The sequence below is a fragment of the Ancylobacter radicis genome (genome assembly GCF_018449475.1).
Classification (GTDB): domain Bacteria; phylum Pseudomonadota; class Alphaproteobacteria; order Rhizobiales; family Xanthobacteraceae; genus Ancylobacter; species Ancylobacter radicis.
In genome coordinates, this window is the sequence record NZ_JAHCQH010000015.1 from 1,031,912 (window position 1) to 1,052,964 (window position 21,053).

Sequence of the window (21,053 nt, forward strand, 5' to 3'; positions counted from 1 at the left end):
CATCAACAGCAGGTCGCTTCCGCCGAAGGTCAGTCGGGCCGCAGCCCGTCGAGCAGCGCGTCGAAGGCGGGTTCGCCCCGGCGTGCAAGGGTGTGCAGGCGTCCGTCAGCCAAGAGGACGAGGGTGTCGGCGATCTCCGCCTCGCGCCGCAAATGTGTAGCCAGAACCAGCGTCCTGTCGTCCGCACAGCTACCTAGCTGGGCCATGACGGCGCGCGCGGTGGCGCCGTCGAGCCCGTCGGTCGGCTCGTCGAGCAGCCAGACCGGGGCGTTGCGCAGGATCAGCCGGGCCAGCGCGAGGCGTCGACCCTGCCCGCCGGAAAGGCCAAGGCCGCCTTCGCCGAGCCGGCTATCCATTCCCGCCGGCAGCGCGGCGACCAGCGCGTCGAGCCCGGCCTTGGCAAGGGCGGCGCGCAGCTCGCCCTCGCTCGCCTCGGGCCGGGCAAGCCGCAGATTGCCGGCCAGGCTGTCCTGAAACAGTTCGGTGCGCTGGGTCAGCAGCGTCGCCGGCCGTGTCGCCAGATGCCCGGCCAGCGGGGCGATCTCGCCCGCCAGCGCGGCGAGCAGGGTCGACTTGCCGGCGCCGCTGGCGCCGATCACGGCGAGGCGTTCGCCGGCGTGAAGGGTGAGGTCGAGGCCGCGCAGCACCGGCGCGCCCCCATGACTGGCCCCACCATGACCTGCCCCACCATGCCCGAGCGAGACGCCGACCAGTTCCACCGCCACGCCCGGACCGGGCGCCGGGGCGCGGCGCGGCGTGGGCGCGGGGGTGAGGCGCGGGGCGAGCCGGGCGGCGGCGATCAGCGCGCGCTCCATCTCGATCATGCCCCGGCGCAGCGCGGCGAAGGGCTCGAAGGCGGCCAACGCCACCATCAGCACCAGCGCGCCGATCGGGGCGGTGATCCGCCCGTCCCCGGCGAGACTGGCCACCAGCACCAGCATCACCGCCAGCAGCACCCCCGAGGCGGCGGTAAAGCCGGCCCCGGCATAGGTGTCGACCCGGTTCAGCGCATTGTCGGCGTCGACCAGCCGCGCATCGGCGGCGGACAGGCTCTCGCGATGGGCCGACAGCCGCCCGGCCATGGCGAGTTCGGTCTGCCCGGCGAGAAGATCGACCGCGCGGGCGCGCAGCACTTCCAGCGCATGGGCCCGGCGCCGCGCCGGCCGGCGGGCGGTGCGCAGCGCGATCAGCGGCACGCCGATGCCGGCGCCGAGCAGCAGCGCGGCGAAGATGAGGGCGGTGCGGGTGTCGATCAGCGCGATGGCGAGGATCAGCCCGCCCGCCACCGCGGCAGCGGCGGCGACCGGCACCAGCACGCGCAGATAGAGCGAATCCAGCGCGTCGATGTCGAGGGTGAGGCGGAACAGCAGGCGCGAGGGCCGGTCGGCGAGGCGCCCCGCAGCTTCCGGCGCCGCCCAGCCGCGAAACAGCGTCTCGCGCAGCCCGGCCAGCACCCCGAGCGCGGCGTCATGGGTCACCAGCCGCTCGCCATAGCGCCCGGCGGTGCGCAGCAGCGCCATCAGCCGGATGACCGCCGAGGGGGCGAAGATGTCGAAGGCCAGCGCGGTGGCGGTGCTCAGCCCGGCGATGGCGGTGGCGGTGATGAACCAGCCGGCGGTGCCGAGCAGGCCAAGGCCGGCGAGCAGGGTGACGATCGCCAGCGCGATGCCGGCGGTCAGCGCCCAGCCGCGTTCGGCGAAGAACAGCCGCACGATGGAAGCCAGCGCGCCGAACCGCCGGAGGCGGCGGGTGCTCACGCGGTGGCGTTCGCCCACCCGTCTCTCGCCCATCTGCATCATGGCCGGTCCTCCGCCGCGAGCGTGACGACGCGGTCCATCCGCGCGGCGAGCGCGGGGTCGTGGGTGGCAATGATCAGCGTGCGGCCCTGCGCCAGCACCAGCAGTCCCTCCGTCACCTCCTGTGCGGTGGTGGCGTCGAGATGGGCGGTCGGCTCGTCGGCGAGGATCAGCCCGGCCTCGGGCGTCGCGGCAAGGCGGGCCAGGGCGAGGCGCAGCGCCTCGCCGCCGGAGAGCCCGCGTCCGGCCTCGCCCACCGGGGCGGGGCCGCGCCGCGCCGCCACCGCGTCGAGCCGTGCCGCCTGCAGCGCCGCGCGCACCGCCGCATGGTCCACCCGCGGGCGGCCGAGGGCTACATTGCGGGCCAGCGTACCGGCGAAGATGTGCGGCTTCTGGCCGATATAGGCCATGCGGGCACGCAGCCGCGCCGCGCTCGCCGGGGTCAGCGCCTCGCCGTCGATCAGCACCCGGCCGGCCTGCGGCGCGGCGAGCCCGGCGATCAGCGCGATCAGCGTGGATTTTCCCGCCCCGCTCGGGGCGAACAGCGCCACATGCTCGCCCGGCGCGACGGTGAGGTCGAAGCCGTCGAACACCGCGGCGCCGGCGCCATGGCGGAAGCCGAGCCCCTCGACCCGCACGGCCGGGGCGGCGAAGGCGGTGTCGGTATGGGGCGCGTCATCGGCGCCGAGCAAGGTCTGGCCGGGCAGGGTCTCGCCGGGCGCGGCGAGCCGCTCCAGCGCCTCGATCGCGGCCTGACCGGCGGCGCGGTCGTGCCAGGCGGCCGCCAGCTCGCGCAGCGGCTCATAGAAGGTCGGCGCCAGCAGCAGCATGAACAGCCCGCCGGCGAGGCCAAAGGGCTGGCCGGTGGCGCCGACATCCAGCATGCCCAGCAGGAACAGGCCGATATAGGCGGCGACCAGCGCGACGCCGACGGCGGCGAACAGCTCCAGCACCGCCGAGGACAGGAAGGCGATGCGCAGCACCGCCATGGTGCGGGTGCGCAGGCTCTCCGCATCGGCCCGCAGCCGCCTGGCGGTGGCATCGACCGCGCCGAGCCCGCGAATGGTGGCAAGGCCGCGCAGCCGGTCGAGCAGGAAGCCGTTCATGCTGCCCATCTCGACAAGCTGCGCCTCGCTGGCCGCCTTGGCCTGCAGGCCGATCAGCGCCATGAACAGCGGGATCAGCGGCGCGGTGACGAGCAGGATGATCCCGGCCAGCCAGGAGATCGGCAGCACGAAGGCGAGCAGCACCAGCGGCAGCAGGCTGGCCTTCATCCGGGCCGGACGGAACCGGGCGAGATAGGGCACCACCGCTTCGGCCTGTTCGGCCAGCACGCTGGCGGCGAGGCCCGAGGCCGGGCGGTCGAGGTCGAGCGGCGAGCGGGCGGCGAGCGCCCGCGTCGCCTCGGCCCGCAGCCGCGAGAGTTCGGCCCGCGCGGCGCGAAAGCTCAGCCGCGCCCCGGCGGCGTCACACCCGGCGCGCAGGAAGCCGAGCAGCGCGATGCCGAGCGCCGGCATCAGCGCGGCGTCGGCGGAGGCCCCGGCGGCGATCGCGCCGACCGCATGGGCCAGCAGCCCGGCCTGCGGGATCCAGATCAGCGGGGCGGCGAGCTGCAGCATCAGTCCCGTCCGCTCGGCCCGGCGCACCGCATCGGCCGGCCGCGCGCGCAAGGCGCGCATCCGTAGCGCGGGGGCGGGCAAGGCGCGGGAGGCCGGCATGTCATTGCGCTCCGTCATCGGGCGCGACGAGGCGAACCTGTTCGCCGGCTTGCTTCTTGCCGGCCTTGCGGCCGCGCCCGAGCGTGACGATGCGGTCCTTGGTCTCCAGCAGGCGGGTGATCTTGGAGCCGAGGCTCAGCAGATTGGCCAGCCGCTCGGTCTCCAGCCGCTTCACATCCTCATACCAGGTGGTGAGCTGCTCGATCAGGCCGTGCATTTCCGCCATGCGCTCCTGCGCATAACGCTCGCGCGGGCTGCCCGGCGGCTGCATCAGGATTTCCCGCAGCACCGAGAGGGTGGGGTCGACCTCGCGCTTCTTGCGCTCCTCGGCCAGCGTGCGCAGGATCTGCCAGACATCGTCGGGGGTGGTGAAGAAGTCGCGCCGGTCATTGGGCAGGTGCTTCAGTACGACCAGGTTCCAGGCCTGCAATTCGCGCAGGCTCATGGAGACATTGGAGCGGGAAATGCCGAGCGCCTCGACGATCTCCTCGGCGCAGAGCGGCTCGGGCGAGACATAAAGCAGCGCGTAGATCTGGCCGACCGTGCGGTTGATCCCCCAGCGGCTGCCCATTTCGCCGAAATGCAGCACGAAGGACTGGATGAGCGGCGGCAGGTTCACGGCGGGACCCCGATGGCGGCGTTACGCTGATTTCAGTCATTTCTGAAACAACAGGTCAATACCTATTCCATTCTTCACGGGTACGCCATCCGTGGCTTTCCAGATCGCGCGGGTGTGAGGGGGGACATGATGTCCAAGGCGTGCGACGGCGCTGCGCCTGCCGGCGGATATCGGCCTGCGTCGGCGCTCCGCCTGCGCCAGCAGCCCCGCGCGCGAGGCTCGCGGGGGATGGACCGTGCGGAGGTGGAGGAAGCGCAGGGGGGGCGCCAACAGGGGAGGCGCCGAGAGAGCGCCGGCCCATAGGACAGCCCGCAAGGGAGCGGCGTGCGGGCGGCCGATCGTCTACCCCCTCGGAGCCGACCGGCCGCGCCGCTTCCCCCGCCCCCGGGAAAACCCGTCTATCCTACGCCGGCACGGGCTCGCCGGCCAGTTCCGCCTCTTCGGCGGCGAGCGCGGCGCGCTGGCGGCGGGCCGCCGCGGCGTCCGCCCGTCGCTTCCATATCTCATAGGCGATGGCGGCGAGGATGGTGACGCCGACGATCAGCACCGCCAGCGCGCTGATCGAGGGCGTGGTGCCCTGCCGCACGCGCCCCGCCAGCACCGTGGTCAGCGTCTTGTCGGAGAGGATCGAGAAGGTGGTGGTGTTGTAGTTCTCGAACGAGGACAGGAAGGCCAGCACCGCCGCCGAGGCCAGTGCCGGCTTGAGGAAGGGCAACAGGATGTGCCGGAACACCTGCGGGTAGGAGGCGCCGAGATCGAGCGCGGCTTCCTCCTGCACCCGGTCGAAGCGTTGCAGCCGGGCGAGGATGATCAGCATGCAATAGGCGGAGATGAAGCTCGACTGGCCGAGCACGGTGAGCGCGATGCCGTCATAGAGGAAGCGCGTGCCGGTATCGGTGGTGAACTGGCGCCAGAACACCACGGTCGAGATGCCGATGATGATGCCCGGCGTCAGCACCGGCGAGACCACGATCAGGTAATAGGTTGAGCGCAGCCGGGACTGGATCTGCGTCATCACGATGGCCCCGGCCAGCCCGGTCGGCACCGAGATGCAGACCACCAGCAGGCCGATCCAGACCGAGGTCTGCAGGCCGTACATCATGTCGGCGTCGGCCAAAAGCAGGCCGAACCAGTCGAGCGTCAGCCCCTCGATCGGCCAGACCTGCGGGTATTGCGGCGTGTTGAAGGCCGAGATGGCCATCACCGCCAGCGGCCCGAGCAGATAGAGGAAGAAGATCGCGATATAGACCGCGAACATCACGCGCTGGAAAGCTCCCCCGTTCATCGCGTGATCTCCCCGAGGCTGAGGCGGAAGGCTTTCAGCACCAGCAGCACGAAGGCGATGCAGGTCATCAGCAGGATGAAGGCATAGGCCGCGCCCTGCGGCCAGTTGAAGGCCTGGTAGAAGCGGTCATAGACGATCGGCGTGAACCACAGCGTGCGCGGCCCGCCCAGCACCAGCGGCGCGGCCAGCGCGCCGGCGCACAGCATGAACACCAGCGTGCAGCCCGAGGCGATGCCGGGCTTGGCGTGCGGCATGACGATGAAGGCGTGGATGTGCCACCAGGGCGCGCCAAGGTCGCGCGCCGCCTCGATCTGGTTCTTGTCGAGGCTTTCAATAGCGTTGTAGAGCGGAAACACCATCATCAAGAGATAGGCATAGCTGAGGCCCATATAGAGCCCGACATCGGCGGCCAGGAAGTCGATCGGCTCGGCGGTCAGCCCCGCCCCCATCAGCGCCTGGTTGATCACGCCGCCGGAGGACAGCAGCACCCGGAAGGCGAAGGCGCGCAGGATCTCGTTCACCCAATAGGGCAGGATCAGCAGCAGCAGCAGGATGCGCAGCCGCCCGACGCTGGCCGATTGCGCCATGTGGAAGGCGATCGGGTAGCAGATGGCGAAGTTGAGCAGGGTGATGGCGATGCTCACCGCGATGGTGAGGAAGAAGGCCTTGATGTGCAGCCAGTTCCAGCTCGCCGTCGAGGTGGTCGAGCCGAACAGGAAGTAGCGGTAATTCTCCAGCGTGTAGATGTCCTTCGGCCCGCCCATCTGCGAGGGCGGCAGCTTCGGGCGGAACGACATCTCGACCATGGCGAGCTGCGGCAGGACGATGACGAAGAAGGCCCAGAAGCCGACCGCGATCACCAGATAGAGCCCGACGGCGAGGCCGTTGCGCTGGAAGAAGCCGGGCCCGCTGATGAGGCCGGTGCGCCGCTCATAGGCGGAAAGGGCGAAGAAGATCAGCGCCACCGCGAGCGGCAGGCCGAGAACGAGGGTGAGGCCGCCGGGTCCGCTCATGGGCGCTCCGGGCGTGCCAGCAGCAGGCCGTCCTGCGGCGCGAAGCCGATCTGCAGGGTCTCGCCGGGCACGGGCAGGGCCAGGCCCGAGGCGGCGCTGAGGGTGGCGGTGATCTTCTGCCCGGTGCGCACGCGCAGCGTCACATGGGTCACGCTGCCCTCGAAGGCGACATCGACCGCCTCGGCCTCGAAGCCGGCGGTCGCGCCATTGGCCGGGGTGCCCGGTTGCAGCTTCAGCGATTCCGGGCGCACGAAGATCAGCGCCTCCTCGCCCGTCTTCAGCCCGACCGGGTTGCGACCTTTCAGCGTGCCGAGCGGCGTCTCCAGCGTCGCCTGCCCGTTCGCAACATCGCTGATGCGGCCGCGGATCTGGTTGTTCTCACCGACGAAGGAGGCGACGAAGGGCGTGCGGGGCTCGGCATAGACGGCGCGCCCGTCGCCCACCTGCTCGATCACGCCGGCATTCATGACGGCGATGCGGTCCGACATGGTCAGCGCCTCGCCCTGGTCATGGGTGATGTAGATGAAGGTGATGCCGACCTTCTTCTGGATCGCCCGCAGCTCGGTGCGCATGTGCTGTCTGAGCTTCAGGTCGAGCGCCGAGAGCGGTTCGTCGAGCAGCAGCACGGAGGGCTCGACCGCCAGCGCGCGGGCGATCGCCACGCGCTGCTTCTGCCCGCCGGAGAGTTCCGACACCTTCTTGTGGCCGTGCTCGGACAGCGCGACCTGGATCAGCAGGTTCTTCACCTTCTCGTCGCGCTCATGGCGCGGCACGCCGCGCACGCGCAGGCCGTAGCCGATGTTTTCCGCCACCGTCATCATCGGGAACAGAGCGAGGTTCTGGAAGATCAGCGCGGTCGGGCGCCTGTTCGGGCCGATGCCCTTCATGTCCTGCCCGCCGATCCGCACGCTGCCCCGCGTCGGCTCGATGAAGCCGGAAATGGTGCGCAACAGCGTGGTCTTGCCGCAGCCGGACGGGCCGAGGAAGGAGAAGAACTCGCCCGGCTCAATGGTGAGATTGGCGTCCCGCACGGCGACGAAGTCCCCGAAGGTGACGTTCACGCCCTCTAGCTCGACGGCAGCGGCCATAAGTGTGTCCTGTACTCTTGGAACATTCGGGCGGCGTCCCGCCCTGTCAGGCCGTCATGCCCGGCCTTGAGCCGGGCATCCACGACTTCCACGCGGCGACTTCCACGCGGCGACTTCCCGCGACGGCGACGGGCGGCCCCACGGGCGTGGATGGCCGGGCGAGGCCCGGCCATGACGCTGTGAGGGACGCCCCGCGCCGCCCCTTCGGCTCACGCCGCCTTGAACTTCTCGGCGTACTGGGTGCGCAGCTCGGCGTACCACGACGGCTCCGGCGGGCGGCTCCACAAATTGTCGAGCGCGTTGCCCGGATAGGCCTCGGCGAAGTTCTTCTTGGCGACCTCGGAGAGGAAGGCGTCGGCGCCCTTGACCACCGGGTTGTAGCCCGAGCCGTCGGCGATCAGCGCCGAGACTTCCGGCGAGTGGACGTAGTTCAGCCACTCATAGATCTGCGGGATGTTCTTGGCCGCCTTGGTCATCGCCCAGCCGTCGACCCAGGTGATGGCGCCTTCCTGCGGGGCCATGTAGGTGACCGGCTTGCCCTGCTTCTTCAGCGACAGCGCCGGCCCGTCCCAGGTCTGACCGATGACGCAGCCATTTTCCATGAAGCCGGACTTGGTATTGTCGGCCGAATCCCAGAACTGCTTGACCTGCGCCTTGTTCTCGACCGCGAAGGCGAGGATCGGGTCGTAGATCTTCTTCATCGTCTCCTCGTCCTTGAACGCATCGAGCATGCGGTTGGACGGCAGCTTGCCGGTCTTGTCCCACCACAGGCCGATGCCGAGCAGCAGCGAGTGCGGACGGCCCTGCATCTTGCCCTTGAACTCGGGGGCCCAGAGCGTGCCATAGGACAGCTTGTCATAGGTCAGGCCGGGCGCGAGGTCGGTGCGCCAGGAAATGGCCTCCGAACCCCAGCAATGCGGCACATGGTAGAGCTTGCCGTCCCAGGTCCAGACGCTGGTCGAGGCTTCCAGCATCGAGGGCAGCAGGTTGTTGAGGTTGAGCTTCGAGGTGTCGAAGGGCGCGAGCAGGTCGAGCTCCTTGAACTGCGGGGCGCGGTCGCGGGTCGGCTCGCACAGGTCGAAGCCCTCGCCGCCGGTGGCCTGCAGCTTGTTGATCTGCTCCTCGTTCTGCGAGAACGGGGTGGTCTTGACCTTGATGCCGGTCTTCTTCTCGAAATTCGGGATCACCGGGTTGGGCAGTTCGTCGTCCCAGTTGAGCAGGCTCAGCTCGCCCGAGGAGGAGAAGGCGTCCTTGACGATCCACGGCCCGGTCGCGGCGATGGTGCCGGCGGCAAGCGCCCCCTTGAACAGGACGCGGCGGTTGAAGCTGCGCGCGGCGAGCAGCGTTTCCATCGAGGAATTGGGGGCATCCGGCTTCTTGGTCACGTCTCGTCCCTCGCTCTGGGTGCCCGCATGGCGTGCGGGCGGGTGGATCGGCAGGGGAACAGCACGAAGCGTGCCAGCGGCGGGGGGCGTTGACGAAACGCGACGGGCGAATTGAACGAAACCGACAGGAGCCGGGCACTGCGCCGGGCCGGGCGCCGCGCTCACCGTGCGCCACGGGGAAATGACGCGGAATGCGGCAGCGCACATGCCGCACTGCACGCGGAACAGGCGCGATCCCCGCCGGGACGAAACCGCCGCGCTTTCGCCGGGCCGTCATCCGCGCCTAACCGAGCGCGACTCAGGCGAGGGTCTGGAGGATCTCCGCCGCCAGCGCGTGCAGGTCGTCGCGGTGCCCGGTGCGGCCGGAGGGCGCGTCGACCGTCGAGGTCATGACCATCGAGACGCCGCGCGCCGGCGCCACATAAAGCATCTGCCCGCCATAGCCCCAGCCATAATGCACCGGCGTGCCCGCCATTTCCCGCGTGAACCAGCCATAGCCATAACCGTCGCCGGTGAAGCGCGAGGCCGTGCGCACCTGCCAGCTCTCCGCGATCCACGCCTCCGGGATGATCTGCGCTCCCTTCGCGTTGCGCCCGCCGCGCCGGTACAGCTCGGCGAAGGCGAGCAGCGAGGTCGGGCGCATCGCCATCTGGTTGCCGCCGAAATAGATGCCTTGGCGGTCGCGCTCCCAATCGGTGATGGTAAACCCCTCGACATCGCCCAGCCAGTCGCGCGCTAAGGCGAGCGTCGAGCGCCCGCTGGCGCGGGTGAGGATGGCGGAGAGCAGATGCGTCGAGCCGGTGGAATAGAGCATCGCCCCGCCCGGCGCATCGACGAAGGGCCGGTTAAGGGCCGCGCGCACCCAGTTCCGGCTGGCGATCCACTCGCCATAATAGGGCCCGGAGGTGCGCTCCAGCCCCGCCTGCATGGAGAGCAGGTGACTGAGCGTGATCTCACCGAGGCGCGGGTCGGGATTGTCAGGCAGATCGGCGCGCAGCAGCGGGGCGATCTTCTGGTTGGCGCCCTCCAGCACGCCCTTGTGGATGGCGATGCCGACAAGGGCGGAGACGATGCTCTTGGACGCGCTCTTGATATTGGTCGGCCGGTCCACCCGCCCGCCCCGATAGCCGCGCGCGACGAGACGCTCGCCGTCCTTCGCCACCAGCACGGTGCGCAGAGGCTCCAGCGCGGCGGCGCGGTCGAGGATCGGCGCGAGCCCCGCCACCCGGTCGGCGGGCGGGGAGGTGGCGGCGGGTGACGGGGCAGCGGGCGCGCCGCTCTGGCCTTGCGCGAGCGCACGGGAGGCGAGAAGCAGCAGCGGAGCGGCAATCAGCGAACGACGGTGCATCCGGGGGAAGATAGGGCGGATGCGGGGGGGAGGTGGTCACGATGGGGGGAGGCTATCGTCGAAGAGGGATTTCAGATCGTATGACGCGGGAGCCAGCCCTCTCGACACTGGCATCTTTCAATAAATCCACCATTGCTTCGGCAACTACTTCAGGGTGTTCATTTGGACCAACGATGACTCGATCAACGAGTTCCGGTATCTCCAGCCCAGTCAATCCATCCGAAGGGATGTTACTCAAGGGTAGAAGGTACACCGGCTGTGGCATGCCGCTAATTGAACGTATCCCGCGCTTGATAACATTCGAAAGAGCGAATTTCGGACTATAGATAACGCGCCATTCTGCTTCTTCCTTGAATCCAGGGTGTTTCATGCACAGAGTTGCCATCCGGAAGGCGTTTTTCATCAAACGCGAAACGCAGTTGTGACCTCCGTGCGCCTCAATTGCAGCGCGATTGATTTCGATATTGTTCAGAATATTCCTAAGCTCGCGCGCTGTATCGCGTTCGTTATAATAAGCAACTGGGCTGGTATATGCGTTCAGTGCGTCACTTGGTGTGAGTATGACTCTGGGATTTATTACTATTGCAACTCCGCAATTTCCCCCGTACGCTCGCCACATTGAAAGTCGTCCCATTTTGTCTTCAGATTTTCGGTGCTCTGAAAGGCAAAATATGTAAGTGTCGTTACGAAAATGGGACAGCCAGCCATTGTACCATTCAAGTATTTCGTCACTTAATCCTTCTTTGAAGGAGTTGATAATGCGCAAAAAATTGTCTTTATTGTTTTTTAAGGCGTAATTCAGGCAGTTTAAGCCATGTTCGATTTCCATGAAGTCATTCATTAGGCTAGATTTTCTTAGCCAAATCTCTTTGTTTCTGCAAATGTTTGCGGCGGTTTCTGCGGATGTGTAATGGACAAACCGCTGTCCACTATTGATGGCTGCAATTGTTTTCTTCCAAGCGTATGGAAAAAATATAGGATAAAAAAGTCTATCCTCATCATCATAATTGATAATCAGTTTCCTCATCTATCCATCCTTCATATTTTTCAAAGTGTAATGATCCCAGGCAATTGAATATAATAAAATGGAATTAAACGTAATTGTGAGGTGCGCTGATATTTGGGGATGGGATCGTGGTGATCTGGAAGCGAGATCCCCCTTCACCCCCCGCCACCCAACACCAGATCATCCCGGTGCACCATCGCGGCCCGCCCCTCAAACCCGGTGATCCCCGCGATCTCGTCCGACGAGCGGCCGCGGATGCGGTCGGCGTAGTCGTGGTCATAGGCCACCAGCCCGCGGCCGACTTCGGCGCCATCCGGCCCGCGCAGCACCACGGCGTCGCCGCGCTGGAACTCGCCTTCCACCCGGCTCACCCCCGCCGGCAGCAGCGAGGAGCCCCGGCGCAGGGCGGCGACCGCGCCGGCGTCGAGATGCAGCACGCCGCGCGGCTCCAGCGAGCCGGCGATCCAGCGTTTGCGCGAAGCCACCGGGTTGGTGGGGGCGAGGAACCAGGTGCAGCGCGCGCCCTCGGCGATGGCGCGGATCGGGTTCTTCCCCTTGCCGGAGGCGATGACCATATGCGCGCCCGCCGTGGTGGCGATCTTGCCGGCCTCGATCTTGGTCTTCATGCCGCCGCGTGACAGTTCCGTGCCCGCGCCGCCGGCCATCGCCTCGATCTCGGCGGTGATGCGCGGCACCACGGGCAGGAACTCAGCATTCGGGTCGTCATTGGGCGGGGCGGTGTAGAGCCCGTCAATATCGGAGAGCAGCACGAGCAGATCCGCGCTCGCCATGCCGGCGACGCGCGCGGCGAGCCGGTCATTGTCGCCATAGCGGATTTCCGAGGTCGCCACCGTGTCGTTCTCGTTGATGACCGGCACCACCTTGAGATCGAGCAGCTTGGCCAGCGTCGAGCGCGCATTGAGGTAGCGCCGGCGCTCCTCGGTATCGCCGAGGGTGATGAGGATCTGCCCGGCATTCACCCCCTCATGCGCCAGCGCCTCCGACCAGGCCCGCGCCAGCGCGATCTGCCCGACCGCGGCGGCGGCCTGGCTTTCCTCCAGCTTCAGCGGGCGCTTGGGGAGCTTGAGCACATTGCGCCCGAGCGCGATGGCCCCCGATGAGACCACCAGCACCTCCTTGCCCTCGCGGTGGAGCTGCGCGACATCCTCCGCCAGCGCCGCCAGCCACGCATGGCGCAGCGCCCCGCGCGCGGAATCGACCAGCAGCGCCGAGCCGACCTTCACCACCACGCGGCGGAAGGCGGAAATCTGCGGCACCGGGGCGGGCGTGGTGTCGGGCGTGGAGCTGGCGGCGGAGGCGGAAGGGGCGTCGGCGGAAGTGCGGCGGGTCATCGGGCGGCTTCACGGCAAGAGGCGCGCCGGTCACGCAGCGCGCCGAAAGGGGGATGGCCGTCTCATACGCGCTTTCGCCAAAACTCGCGCGGATTTTTGCGGGGGGGCGGGGGGGGGGCTGCCAACCCAATACGCCGTCATGCCCGGGCTTGACCCGGGCATCCACGCTTTCCCGCTTGCCGCCACGCCCGGTCATGGATCCCCGGGTCAAGCCCGGGGATGACGGGGGAGGGTGGGATGACGGGCAAGGGTGGGAAGACAGGGAAGGTGGAAGGGGCAGGCCCGAGGGGCGCCCGTCATCCTGAGGTGCGCGCCGGCGGCGCGCCTCGAAGGACGCAGGACCGCGCCGTCAGGGTCCGCCACCCCCCACGCCGTCATGCCCGGGCCTGACCCGGGCATCCACGCCTTCCCGCTTGCCGCCGCGCCCGGTCATGGATCCCCGGGTCAAGCCCGGGGATGACGGGGGAGAGGGAGGGATGACGAGGGAGGCGGGCAGTGGGGAGGAGGCGGGCGCGGCGTTGCAGCCGTCATCCCGGACGGCCGCAGGCCGATCCGGGATCGTCACCCGTACCGGCACGCGATCCCGGCTCGGCGCTTCGCTTGGCCGGGATGACGACGGAGATGGGAGCGGGGAGGGGGCGTTTCCCCCCCCACGCCGTCATGCCCGGGCTTGACCCGGGCATCCACGCTTTCCCGCTTGCCGGGCGCTCCCGGTCATGGATCCCCGGGTCAAGCCCGGGGATGACGGGGGAGGGGGTAGGGATGACGGCGGAGGGGGGGGCGAGGACGGCGGAGGGGAGGGACGCACGCCGCAAGAGGCCACTCGGCCGGTCACCCGTCCCATCGGCCTCACTGGCCGTTGGCTGGACACATCGTCCACCTCACTGCACTGATCGTCCGGGGGGGACCGGGGCGCGTCAGGCGGGAGGTATAAAAACACCGAAAGGCGCCAATCAGGGGCGCCAGGGCTCGGCCGGCTCGCGCGCGGCTTCGACCGCGCGGCCCTCGTCGATCACATAGGCGAGCGCCCGCAGCGCCTCGCGCACGCCCATGCCGGACTGCGCGGAGAGCGCCAGCGGCTTCTTCTTGGCGGCGCGCTGGAGCCGGGCCATCTGGGTCTTCAGCGTCTCCGGGTCGAGCGAGTCGATCTTCGAGAGCGCGACGATTTCCGGTTTATCCTCAAGGCCCTGGCCATAGGCGTCAAGCTCGGCGCGAACGGTCTTGTAGACCTTGCCGGCATGCTCGCAGGTGCCGTCGACAAGATGCAGCAGCACCTGGCAGCGTTCGATATGGGCGAGGAAACGGTCGCCCAGTCCGACCCCCTCATGCGCGCCCTCGATCAGGCCGGGAATGTCCGCCAGCACGAATTCGCGGCCATCCACCTTCACCACGCCGAGACCGGGGTGCAGGGTGGTAAATGGGTAGTCCGCGACCTTCGGCCGGGCGGCGCTGGTGGCGGCCAGGAAGGTCGATTTCCCGGCATTGGGAAGGCCGACAAGTCCCGCATCGGCAATGAGTTTCAGCCGCAGGATGACCCAGCGTTCCTCGCCCTCCTGGCCGGGATTGACGCGGCGCGGCGCCTGATTGGTCGAGGTCTGGAAATGGGCGTTGCCGAAGCCGCCATTGCCGCCCTTCAGCAGGCGGATCCGCTGGCCGATCTCGGTGAGGTCGGCGAGCACGGTTTCCCCATCCTCATCAAGCACTTCGGTGCCGGCCGGGACCTTCAGCACCGCGTCGTCGCCCTTGCCGCCGGCGCGGTTCTTGCCCATGCCGTAGCCGCCCTTCTTGGCCTTGAAGTGCTGCTGGAAACGGTAATCGATGAGGGTATTGAGCCCGTCGACGCATTCCACCCACACATCCCCGCCCCGGCCCCCATCGCCGCCATCGGGACCGCCGAATTCGATGAATTTCTCGCGCCGGAACGAGAGACAGCCCGCCCCGCCATCGCCGGAACGGATGTAAATCTTTGCCTGGTCGAGGAATTTCATCGGTCGAACGCTCAAGGTGTGAGACGGGGCCCCCGCGTGCGGAAGCCCCCTAGACTAGCAGAATCTCCGGCTCAATGCCGGGTATCGATGGCGTGGCGGGTCGGATGCGCGCTGGCCCCCCAGGCGCGCAGCGAACTCCACAGCCGCTTCTCCAGCCGAAACCGGTCGACCGGCACCGAGGCACCGAGCGCGCGCACCCGCGTCAGCCCGACGCCGGTCCACTGGAAGCCGCACTTCTCCAGCACCCGGCGCGAGGCCGGATTGACGACGCGCGCCGATCCGACGAGCGCGTCCAGGCCTCGGTCGGCAAAGGCGTGATCGATCAGCGCCCGCGCCGCCTCGGTGCCGATCCCGCGATCCCAATAGGGCTCGCCGAGCCAGTAGCCGATCTCCGGCGCATCCTCGTCGCGCTTGACGAAGCCGCACATGCCGACGGGGATGGGCGGGCCGAAATTGGACTGCTCCGCCCCGCGCAACGCCGCTTCGTTCTTGAGGAAAATGGCAAAGGTCGCCGCGTTCGGGCCGCCCGGAAGATTGGCGATGAAGGCGGCGGCATCGGCCATGCCGTAGGGATGGGGAATGTTCGCGGTCATCTCGGCGACTTTTCGGTTGTCGGCGAGCTCCGCAATCCAGGCCATGTCCTCGATTCGCGGCGCGCGCAGCACGAGGCGGCCTGTTTCGAGGACGGAGGTACAGCTTTCCGCAAGCGGTGACCCGAGGGTCGCTTCGACGATGGTCATGGGAGGTCTCCTGGGGGCCTGGAACGACGAAGGGGAGGCGGTTTCCTCGCCTCCCCTGTCGGGCACCCGGGTGTCCTCTCAGGACGTTCGGGAAATCCTACCGGTCGGGCGAGACCAGTGGGATTTCAAGAACCTCACCGGCTTTATTCGGCGGCCGCGGCGGCCGGAATGACGGATACGTAAGTGCGGGAATTGGCTTTGGTTCGGAATTCGACTCGGCCATCGGAAAGCGCAAAGAGGGTATGGTCTTTGCCCATGCCAACATTCGTGCCGGGATGCCACTGCGTCCCGCGCTGACGAATGATGATGTTGCCGGCCACGACCTTCTCGCTGCCGAACTTCTTGACGCCGAGGCGACGGCCTTCGGAATCGCGACCGTTGCGGGAGGAACCGCCAGCCTTTTTGTGAGCCATGTTGCTCTCCTATTTTCCTGTGCGGTCTCTGTCAGCCGGCGATCGAGGTCACGCGCACGACGGTGAAGTCCTGGCGATGACCGATCTTGCGGCGGGAATTCTGACGGCGACGCTTCTTGAAAGCAATGATCTTGGCGCCGCGGGTGTGCTTGACCACCTCGATGGTGACCGACGCGCCCTCGACGAGGGGAGCGCCGATCTTCGGGCTTTCGCCACCGAGCATGAGCACCGGCAGGGTAACCGAGGTGCCGGCTTCGGCGTCGATCTTGCCGACGGTGACGACTTCATCGGGGGCAACGCGGTACTGCTTGCCACCCGTCTTGATGACCGCGAACATGTTATGTCCTTTCGTTCGAGCCCGAACTCCTCGCCGCGAACGGCGCGGGATCGGCTTCTTTCGGTCGGTTAGCGGGATGCGCGCGAGCGGGGAAACCCTTTTCGTGCGCGGTGCCTCATAACGGCGCAGGCCCCGGCTGTCAAGGAAAAGGCCCGCAAAATGCCGGCCCGCCTGGGCTCCATAAGGCTGAGGGGGCAATGGTGGTGATCGGCTCCGCGATGGTGAACCTTCCGGCCGGCCTCGCGTTATCCCGGTGAAGGCGCCCCCGGCCGGGGGCGCGGTGACGAGACCAAAGAGGCCATCATGAACAGCGATCGTATCACCGGCGCCGCGCGGCAGTTCGGCGGCCGGCTCCGCAATGTCGCCGGTCAGGCGACGAACGATGTCGGACTGCGCGCCGAGGGCGTCATCGAGGAGGCGCTCGGGCGCGGCCAGAATCTGGTCGGGCAGGCGCGCGACGGGGCGAGGCATCTCGCCGACGACGCCCTCGATGCCGGCCACGACTATTATGATCGCAGCGTGCGCGCGCTGGCGCAGCAGACCCGCGCCCATCCGCTCGCCGTCGTGGTCGCCGCTGGTCTCACCGGCGCCGCTCTGGCCTGGCTGTTCAGCTCCAGCCGCCGGCGCTGATCGGACTGACGGCTCGCCCTTTCGTCGAGTGGTATTTTAAAACCTATAAGTGGGCGCTGCGCGACGCGGCGCCCACAGCCCATTCCGAGGAACAAGATGTCATCGCTTGCATGGCGCTCCGGCCTCGGTTATTGAGCCCCCGCTCCACGGCGCGGATGACTTCCGCGCCCCGCGCGCGGAGAGGTGCCGGAGTGGTCGATCGGGACGGTCTCGAAAACCGTTGTGCGTGCAAGCGTACCGTGGGTTCGAATCCCACCCTCTCCGCCAGAGCGCGCCCCATTCCCTGAATTTGCCCAATATCAAAATCCCACCGGCCGGTTGTCCCGGTGCGGGTCTCGTCATGCCGCGCTCCCGTGTGCGGTATGTGAGAACCGTGGGGCGATAGGCCGTCACAACGGGGCTTTATCGTCCGGGTTCGCACGGCCGGCCGGATGGGCCGCCGACTGGGCCAGCCAGGCCGCCAGCGCCCCGCGTCCTGCCTCGGTCAGCGCGTAGACGCCGCGTCCGGCCCGTTCGAACCAGCCATAGACGTTGCGGTGCAGGATCTTCTGGGCGTCCGGGTGGGCCGGCTTGAGATCGCGCGGCCGCTGCGGGCCGGAGGCCATGGCGGCGGCGCAGGCAAGCGCCTGCTGGCGGTAGGCGGTCATGATCGGCTTGCGTGTGCCGCCGCCGGCCACGGGATCGCCCTGCCGCCGCTTGTGCTCGGCGACGATCCGTGAGCGTCGCCGTGTATCCTTGCGTGGCAGGGCGGCTACCGGCGAGACGAGGATGTCGACCCGCCCGCAGGACGACACGCCGAGCAGCCCCAGGCCGAGGCGCCGGCAGAGATTACGAAAGCGTGGGTCGCTCTCGCGCCCCTTGCCGCGGGCGGAAAGCCGGGCGGCGAGCCAGACCTCGTCGCCGATCGTCAGACGATCCACGCCCTGAAGGATGAGTTCGAGATTGAAGGTCAGCTTCAGTTCGCCGATCACCACCACGCTGGCGTCGTCGTCCCGAAGGCCGACAAGATCGCAGGCCCCGATCTCTCCCTTGACGGTATAACCGAACCCCTCAAGGAAGCGTTTCACGGGTTCATAAAGCGTCGTCTCCACAGGCTCCTCCGACCAACCCAGAGGGCAAGATGGACGGAGATTCGTTTCAGAGAGGCAAACAACGATCTGTGACCGGGGTCCAGGTTACTCGCGTTAGCGGTACCCGCGCGGCGCGCCGGGGCGGGCGCACCCGGCACGAAGCGGATGTCGTCGAGCCCCTTCATGTCCGGCGCCATGCGCGCATCAGCGCCCGGATTCGGGACTGGTCCGAATTGCGGGACACCAGGAAACGCGCGTATTCGGCCGTCAGCGCCACCACATTGGTCAGCGCGCCGCCAAGCCCGATGCCGGTGAGAAAACGCAGGATCGCCAGTTCATCGAAGGTGGCGACATGAGCGGACAGAAACGACATCAGCCCGAAGCCGAAGGTGGAGCCGGCCACCATCCATTTGCGGCGGATACGGTCGGCGAGCGTGCCGAGAATCGCGGCCCCGCCATGAGGCTGAGCAGCCCGGCGACGAAGACCTTTCCACTTCGGGGTGGCGGCAGGCACCCGACGAGGCCGCGCGGGGCGCTGCCGACCAGAAATCCCTCGGCGAAGAAGGGCGAGGGCTTGTATTTCGTCTGGGCGACGTAATGGCGGCCGGCCGGCCACAGATTCAGCGCGTGGAAGAAGGTGCGCGTCGCCAGGCCGTGTAGCGCGCTGATCTCCAGGTCGAGGATGAGCCATCAGCTCCGCGTAACACCGGCGCGCAAGGCCGGGGCCGCTGTCGTGCCGCATTCCCGCCGGCAGCGTTCCGAACAGAACTTCACCTGTTCCCAGTCGCGGGCCCATTTGCGCCGCCAGGCGAAAGGGCGCCCGCAAGCGGCGCAGGGCTTGGTCGGCAGTTCCGCCTTGCGGCGCATCCGGCTCATGGCAGAGGGGCTCTCTCGCTCACCAGGGGATCGGCTCGCCGCGCCAGTCGACGAATCCGCCGCTGTCGCGCGGCTCCAGCTCGTCGAGCACGGCGAGGAGATGCCGGACGGCTTCCGCCGGCGTCTGGGCGGGATGGTCCGGGCGCGAAAACGGGGCGGAGAGCGGCGTGGCAACCGTTCCCGGATGCAGCGCGACGCAGATCGCCTCCGGCGCGCGGCGGGCAAGTTCAATCGCCGCGGTGTGCACGAACTGGTTCAGCGCCGCCTTGGCCGCGCGGTAGCCGTACCAGCCGCCGAGATGATTATCGCCGATCGAGCCGACCCGTGCCGAGAGGGTGGCGAACACGGAACGCCCCTGGCGCGGCAAGCGTGGCAAAAGATGCTTCATCAGCAGCGCCGGGCCGATCGCATTGATCGCGAAGCTCTGCGTGAGCCGCGCCGCGTCCAGCTCGCGCCAGCTCTTTTCCGGCCCGTTGCCGGCCGTGTGCAGCATGCCTGTGGCATCGATGGCGAGGCGGATCTCGCCTCGGCTCGCCGCGTGCTCGACCGCCCGCGCGAGGCTCGCCTCATCGGTCAGCTCGATCGCCACCGCTGTGCTCCGGCCGAAGCCGATCACCTCGCTGTAGCGGCCCGAGGCTTCCAGCGCCGCCACGAATGCCCCGCCAATGGCGCCCGTGGCGCCGAACACGACGGCGCAGCCTTCCAATTGCGGGGTCATCGGGCACCTGTGGCGGCGGGAGGTGGGGAGCGTCGGCTCCGGGCTGATGGCCTCAATACGCTGTGGCGGCGCGGTCGGATGAGGCCCGACGAGGCGGTTGGGCGGGGAAATCCGGGCTTCCACCCTTACGTCCGCTGCGTCATGTCTCTGTTATCATTCTACCGGGAGAGCGAACGGCGATTCGCGCGGCGGGGGGACGGCATGATCATCGAGGAGCGCGCGGGCAGCGCCGTCACCAGTGCCTCGGCGCGGGGCTGGCTCATCTGGGGCACGGCGGCGCTGTTCTATCTCTATGAGTTCTTCGTCCGGGTCGCGCCGGCGGCGATGGAAGAGGAACTCCAGGCGCATTTCGGCCTCACGGCGGCGGCGCTGGGCGCGGCGGCGGGGGCCTATTACTTCATCTATTCGCCGATGCAGCTCGTCTCCGGCACGATGATCGACCGGTTCGGGCCTAAGCGCGTGCTGCTGGTCTCGGTCGCGATCTGCACCTTCGGCGTGTTCATCGAGGTGGCCGGCTCGAGTTCGGCCTTTCTGGTGGTCGCCCGTTTCTGCCAGGGCATGGGCTCGGCCTTCGCCTTCGTCGGCACCATGTATCTGGCCGCCGCCTGGTTTCCGCACTCCATGCTGGCGCTCCTGTCGGGACTGACCACCTCGCTCGGCATGGCCGGGGCCATTATCGGCAATGCCGGCGTGGCACGGCTCGTCGATGCGCTGGGCTGGCAGACGGCGCTGCTCATCGCGGGCGCGCTGGGCATCCTCATCGGCCTGCTGATCGCCCTGATCATTCCGGCCGGCGGCAGCGCCGGGCCGGTGCCCGAGGTCGGCGAGCCACCGGCGGAGCGGGCGGGCATCGTGGCGGCGCTGCGCGTGGTCTATGCCAACCCGCAGAGCTGGTACATCGGCATTGTCGGCGCCAGCCTCTACATGCCGCTGTCGATTCTTGGCGCGCTCTGGGGCGAGAGCTATATCGCCGCGTTGACCGGTGCCGACCGGATCGGCGCCTCCGGCGCGGTCTCGATGATGTATGTCGGCTGGATGATCGGCGGTCCGCTCGCCGGTTTCGTCTCCGACCGTTTCGGCACCCGCCGGCCGCTGCTGGTCGGCGCGAGTATCGCCACGGTTGCGGTGACCGCGGTCATCGCGCTGCTGCCCTCCGCGTCGCTGACGGGGATGTATGCGCTGCTCCTGCTGCTCGGCCTTGCCTCGACCTCGCAGGTCGTGTGCTTCGCCGCCGCCGTGGAGCATAATCCGGCCCGCGTCACCGGCACGGCGATTGCCGCCACCAATATGATGATCATGCTGCTGGGCGGCCTGGGTGAATGGGGGTTCGGCGAGCTTCTGGACCTGTTCTCCGCCGGCGTCGAGCCGACCCCGGAAGCGTTCCGCTCGGCGATCTGGCTGCTGCCGGCGGTGAACCTCATCGGCCTCGTCGCCGCGCTCCGTCTCACCGAGCGTCGCGTGCCGGCACGGCTGACCGCCTCCCCCGCCTGACCGAACAAACGGCCAGAAACCGAAACGCTGCGCAATGCAATTCAGCTGGCACACAACTCGCGCCGCCGCATAGAATTGTTGCAGAGCTTTCCGCCTGCCAGAACTCTCCGCCTGATTGTGTGGAGCACCCCTATGAAGTCTGTTTCCCTATGACCGGTTGCGACATTGGCTCGCGCATGG

The 21,053-nt window shown here is 68.1% G+C and carries 19 protein-coding genes, 1 tRNA gene and 1 pseudogene; 3 read left to right on the forward strand and 18 right to left on the reverse strand.

The window, feature by feature from the left end:
* Positions 1 to 29 precede the first annotated feature (29 nt).
* From cydC to rplU, 14 genes and pseudogenes are all read right to left on the reverse strand, one after another.
* A complete protein-coding gene (gene cydC, locus KIP89_RS10890) occupies positions 30 to 1,799 on the reverse strand; it encodes a thiol reductant ABC exporter subunit CydC (protein ID WP_250152315.1) in 1,770 nt (589 codons plus the stop codon).
* On the reverse strand, positions 1,796 to 3,475 hold the full coding sequence (cydD, locus tag KIP89_RS10895) for a thiol reductant ABC exporter subunit CydD (RefSeq protein WP_250152404.1): 1,680 nt from the start codon (positions 3,473 to 3,475) through the stop codon (positions 1,796 to 1,798). Before cydD ends, cydC begins: the two co-directional genes overlap by 4 nt.
* A gap of 40 nt (positions 3,476 to 3,515) precedes the next feature.
* Positions 3,516 to 4,133 carry a GbsR/MarR family transcriptional regulator gene (locus tag KIP89_RS10900; protein WP_213755359.1) on the reverse strand — a complete coding sequence of 206 codons (618 nt, stop codon included), beginning with the start codon at positions 4,131 to 4,133 and terminating at the stop codon, positions 3,516 to 3,518.
* A 403-nt stretch (positions 4,134 to 4,536) separates the two neighbouring features.
* On the reverse strand, positions 4,537 to 5,418 hold the full coding sequence (locus KIP89_RS10905; RefSeq protein WP_213755360.1) for an ABC transporter permease: 882 nt from the start codon (positions 5,416 to 5,418) through the stop codon (positions 4,537 to 4,539).
* Positions 5,415 to 6,431 carry an ABC transporter permease gene (locus tag KIP89_RS10910; RefSeq protein WP_213755361.1) on the reverse strand — a complete coding sequence of 339 codons (1,017 nt, stop codon included), beginning with the start codon at positions 6,429 to 6,431 and terminating at the stop codon, positions 5,415 to 5,417. The genes KIP89_RS10905 and KIP89_RS10910 overlap by 4 nt, the downstream gene beginning before the upstream one ends.
* Positions 6,428 to 7,519 (reverse strand): ABC transporter ATP-binding protein, encoded by a 1,092-nt coding sequence (locus tag KIP89_RS10915; protein ID WP_213755362.1) that lies wholly within the window; start codon positions 7,517 to 7,519, stop codon positions 6,428 to 6,430. The genes KIP89_RS10910 and KIP89_RS10915 overlap by 4 nt, the downstream gene beginning before the upstream one ends.
* Positions 7,520 to 7,728: 209 nt before the next feature.
* Positions 7,729 to 8,904, reverse strand: a complete 1,176-nt coding sequence (locus KIP89_RS10920) for an extracellular solute-binding protein (protein WP_369807108.1) — start codon at positions 8,902 to 8,904, stop codon at positions 7,729 to 7,731.
* Between the two features lie 298 nt (positions 8,905 to 9,202).
* Positions 9,203 to 10,252: a serine hydrolase domain-containing protein gene (locus KIP89_RS10925; protein ID WP_213755363.1), complete on the reverse strand. Its 1,050-nt coding sequence runs from the start codon at positions 10,250 to 10,252 to the stop codon at positions 9,203 to 9,205.
* Positions 10,253 to 10,304: 52 nt separating this feature from the next.
* Positions 10,305 to 11,279: a DUF2971 domain-containing protein gene (locus tag KIP89_RS10930; protein ID WP_213755364.1), complete on the reverse strand. Its 975-nt coding sequence runs from the start codon at positions 11,277 to 11,279 to the stop codon at positions 10,305 to 10,307.
* Between the two features lie 134 nt (positions 11,280 to 11,413).
* On the reverse strand, positions 11,414 to 12,610 hold the full coding sequence (gene proB / locus KIP89_RS10935; protein ID WP_250152316.1) for a glutamate 5-kinase: 1,197 nt from the start codon (positions 12,608 to 12,610) through the stop codon (positions 11,414 to 11,416).
* A 953-nt stretch (positions 12,611 to 13,563) separates the two neighbouring features.
* Entirely contained in the window at positions 13,564 to 14,598 is a 1,035-nt protein-coding gene (gene obgE, locus KIP89_RS10940; protein WP_213755365.1) for a GTPase ObgE, read from the reverse strand.
* Between the two features lie 71 nt (positions 14,599 to 14,669).
* Positions 14,670 to 15,338: a GNAT family N-acetyltransferase gene (locus KIP89_RS10945; protein ID WP_213755366.1), complete on the reverse strand. Its 669-nt coding sequence runs from the start codon at positions 15,336 to 15,338 to the stop codon at positions 14,670 to 14,672.
* Between the two features lie 143 nt (positions 15,339 to 15,481).
* Positions 15,482 to 15,751 (reverse strand): 50S ribosomal protein L27, encoded by a 270-nt coding sequence (gene rpmA, locus KIP89_RS10950; RefSeq protein ID WP_213755367.1) that lies wholly within the window; start codon positions 15,749 to 15,751, stop codon positions 15,482 to 15,484.
* Between the two features lie 40 nt (positions 15,752 to 15,791).
* Positions 15,792 to 16,088, reverse strand: a pseudogene (gene rplU, locus KIP89_RS10955) (50S ribosomal protein L21); the annotation flags it as partial.
* A 303-nt stretch (positions 16,089 to 16,391) separates the two neighbouring features.
* Here rplU and KIP89_RS10960 point away from each other — a divergent pair.
* Both KIP89_RS10960 and KIP89_RS10965 read left to right on the forward strand, forming a co-directional pair.
* Positions 16,392 to 16,718: a CsbD family protein gene (locus KIP89_RS10960; RefSeq protein WP_213755369.1), complete on the forward strand. Its 327-nt coding sequence runs from the start codon at positions 16,392 to 16,394 to the stop codon at positions 16,716 to 16,718.
* A 177-nt stretch (positions 16,719 to 16,895) separates the two neighbouring features.
* Positions 16,896 to 16,985, forward strand: a tRNA-Ser gene (locus tag KIP89_RS10965).
* A 122-nt stretch (positions 16,986 to 17,107) separates the two neighbouring features.
* Here the strand turns inward: KIP89_RS10965 and KIP89_RS10970 are convergent.
* The 4 genes from KIP89_RS10970 to KIP89_RS10985 all read right to left on the reverse strand — a co-directional run bounded on the left by KIP89_RS10970 (position 17,108) and on the right by KIP89_RS10985 (position 19,382).
* Positions 17,108 to 17,809, reverse strand: coding sequence for a DUF2161 domain-containing phosphodiesterase (locus tag KIP89_RS10970; protein ID WP_213755370.1), 702 nt, complete (start codon positions 17,807 to 17,809; stop codon positions 17,108 to 17,110).
* A gap of 160 nt (positions 17,810 to 17,969) precedes the next feature.
* The gene (locus KIP89_RS19985) at positions 17,970 to 18,302 is read right to left on the reverse strand and encodes an MFS transporter (protein ID WP_213755371.1); all 333 of its coding nucleotides are present in this window, start codon (positions 18,300 to 18,302) and stop codon (positions 17,970 to 17,972) included.
* A 176-nt stretch (positions 18,303 to 18,478) separates the two neighbouring features.
* Entirely contained in the window at positions 18,479 to 18,664 is a 186-nt protein-coding gene (locus tag KIP89_RS10980; protein ID WP_213755372.1) for a DUF2256 domain-containing protein, read from the reverse strand.
* A gap of 19 nt (positions 18,665 to 18,683) precedes the next feature.
* A complete protein-coding gene (locus tag KIP89_RS10985) occupies positions 18,684 to 19,382 on the reverse strand; it encodes an SDR family oxidoreductase (protein ID WP_213755373.1) in 699 nt (232 codons plus the stop codon).
* Between the two features lie 201 nt (positions 19,383 to 19,583).
* On the opposite strand from KIP89_RS10985, the gene KIP89_RS10990 reads away from it, so the two are divergent.
* Positions 19,584 to 20,873 (forward strand): MFS transporter, encoded by a 1,290-nt coding sequence (locus KIP89_RS10990; protein WP_213755374.1) that lies wholly within the window; start codon positions 19,584 to 19,586, stop codon positions 20,871 to 20,873.
* Positions 20,874 to 21,053 lie beyond the last annotated feature (180 nt).

Bases quoted from the DNA above. Each gene is read 5' to 3' on its own strand.
- cydC (WP_250152315.1), bottom strand. From the start codon at position 1,799: ATGATGCAGATGGGCGAGAGACGGGTGGGCGAACGCCACCGCGTGAGC.
- cydD (WP_250152404.1), bottom strand. From the start codon at position 3,475: ATGCGCGCCTTGCGCGCGCGGCCGGCCGATGCGGTGCGCCGGGCCGAG.
- KIP89_RS10905 (WP_213755360.1), bottom strand. From the start codon at position 5,418: ATGAACGGGGGAGCTTTCCAGCGCGTGATGTTCGCGGTCTATATCGCG.
- KIP89_RS10910 (WP_213755361.1), bottom strand. From the start codon at position 6,431: ATGAGCGGACCCGGCGGCCTCACCCTCGTTCTCGGCCTGCCGCTCGCG.
- KIP89_RS10915 (WP_213755362.1), bottom strand. From the start codon at position 7,519: ATGGCCGCTGCCGTCGAGCTAGAGGGCGTGAACGTCACCTTCGGGGAC.
- KIP89_RS10925 (WP_213755363.1), bottom strand. From the start codon at position 10,252: ATGCACCGTCGTTCGCTGATTGCCGCTCCGCTGCTGCTTCTCGCCTCC.
- KIP89_RS10930 (WP_213755364.1), bottom strand. From the start codon at position 11,279: ATGAGGAAACTGATTATCAATTATGATGATGAGGATAGACTTTTTTAT.
- proB (WP_250152316.1), bottom strand. From the start codon at position 12,610: ATGACCCGCCGCACTTCCGCCGACGCCCCTTCCGCCTCCGCCGCCAGC.
- obgE (WP_213755365.1), bottom strand. From the start codon at position 14,598: ATGAAATTCCTCGACCAGGCAAAGATTTACATCCGTTCCGGCGATGGC.
- KIP89_RS10945 (WP_213755366.1), bottom strand. From the start codon at position 15,338: ATGACCATCGTCGAAGCGACCCTCGGGTCACCGCTTGCGGAAAGCTGT.
- rpmA (WP_213755367.1), bottom strand. From the start codon at position 15,751: ATGGCTCACAAAAAGGCTGGCGGTTCCTCCCGCAACGGTCGCGATTCC.
- KIP89_RS10960 (WP_213755369.1), top strand. From the start codon at position 16,392: ATGAACAGCGATCGTATCACCGGCGCCGCGCGGCAGTTCGGCGGCCGG.
- KIP89_RS10980 (WP_213755372.1), bottom strand. From the start codon at position 18,664: ATGAGCCGGATGCGCCGCAAGGCGGAACTGCCGACCAAGCCCTGCGCC.
- KIP89_RS10985 (WP_213755373.1), bottom strand. From the start codon at position 19,382: ATGACCCCGCAATTGGAAGGCTGCGCCGTCGTGTTCGGCGCCACGGGC.
- KIP89_RS10990 (WP_213755374.1), top strand. From the start codon at position 19,584: ATGATCATCGAGGAGCGCGCGGGCAGCGCCGTCACCAGTGCCTCGGCG.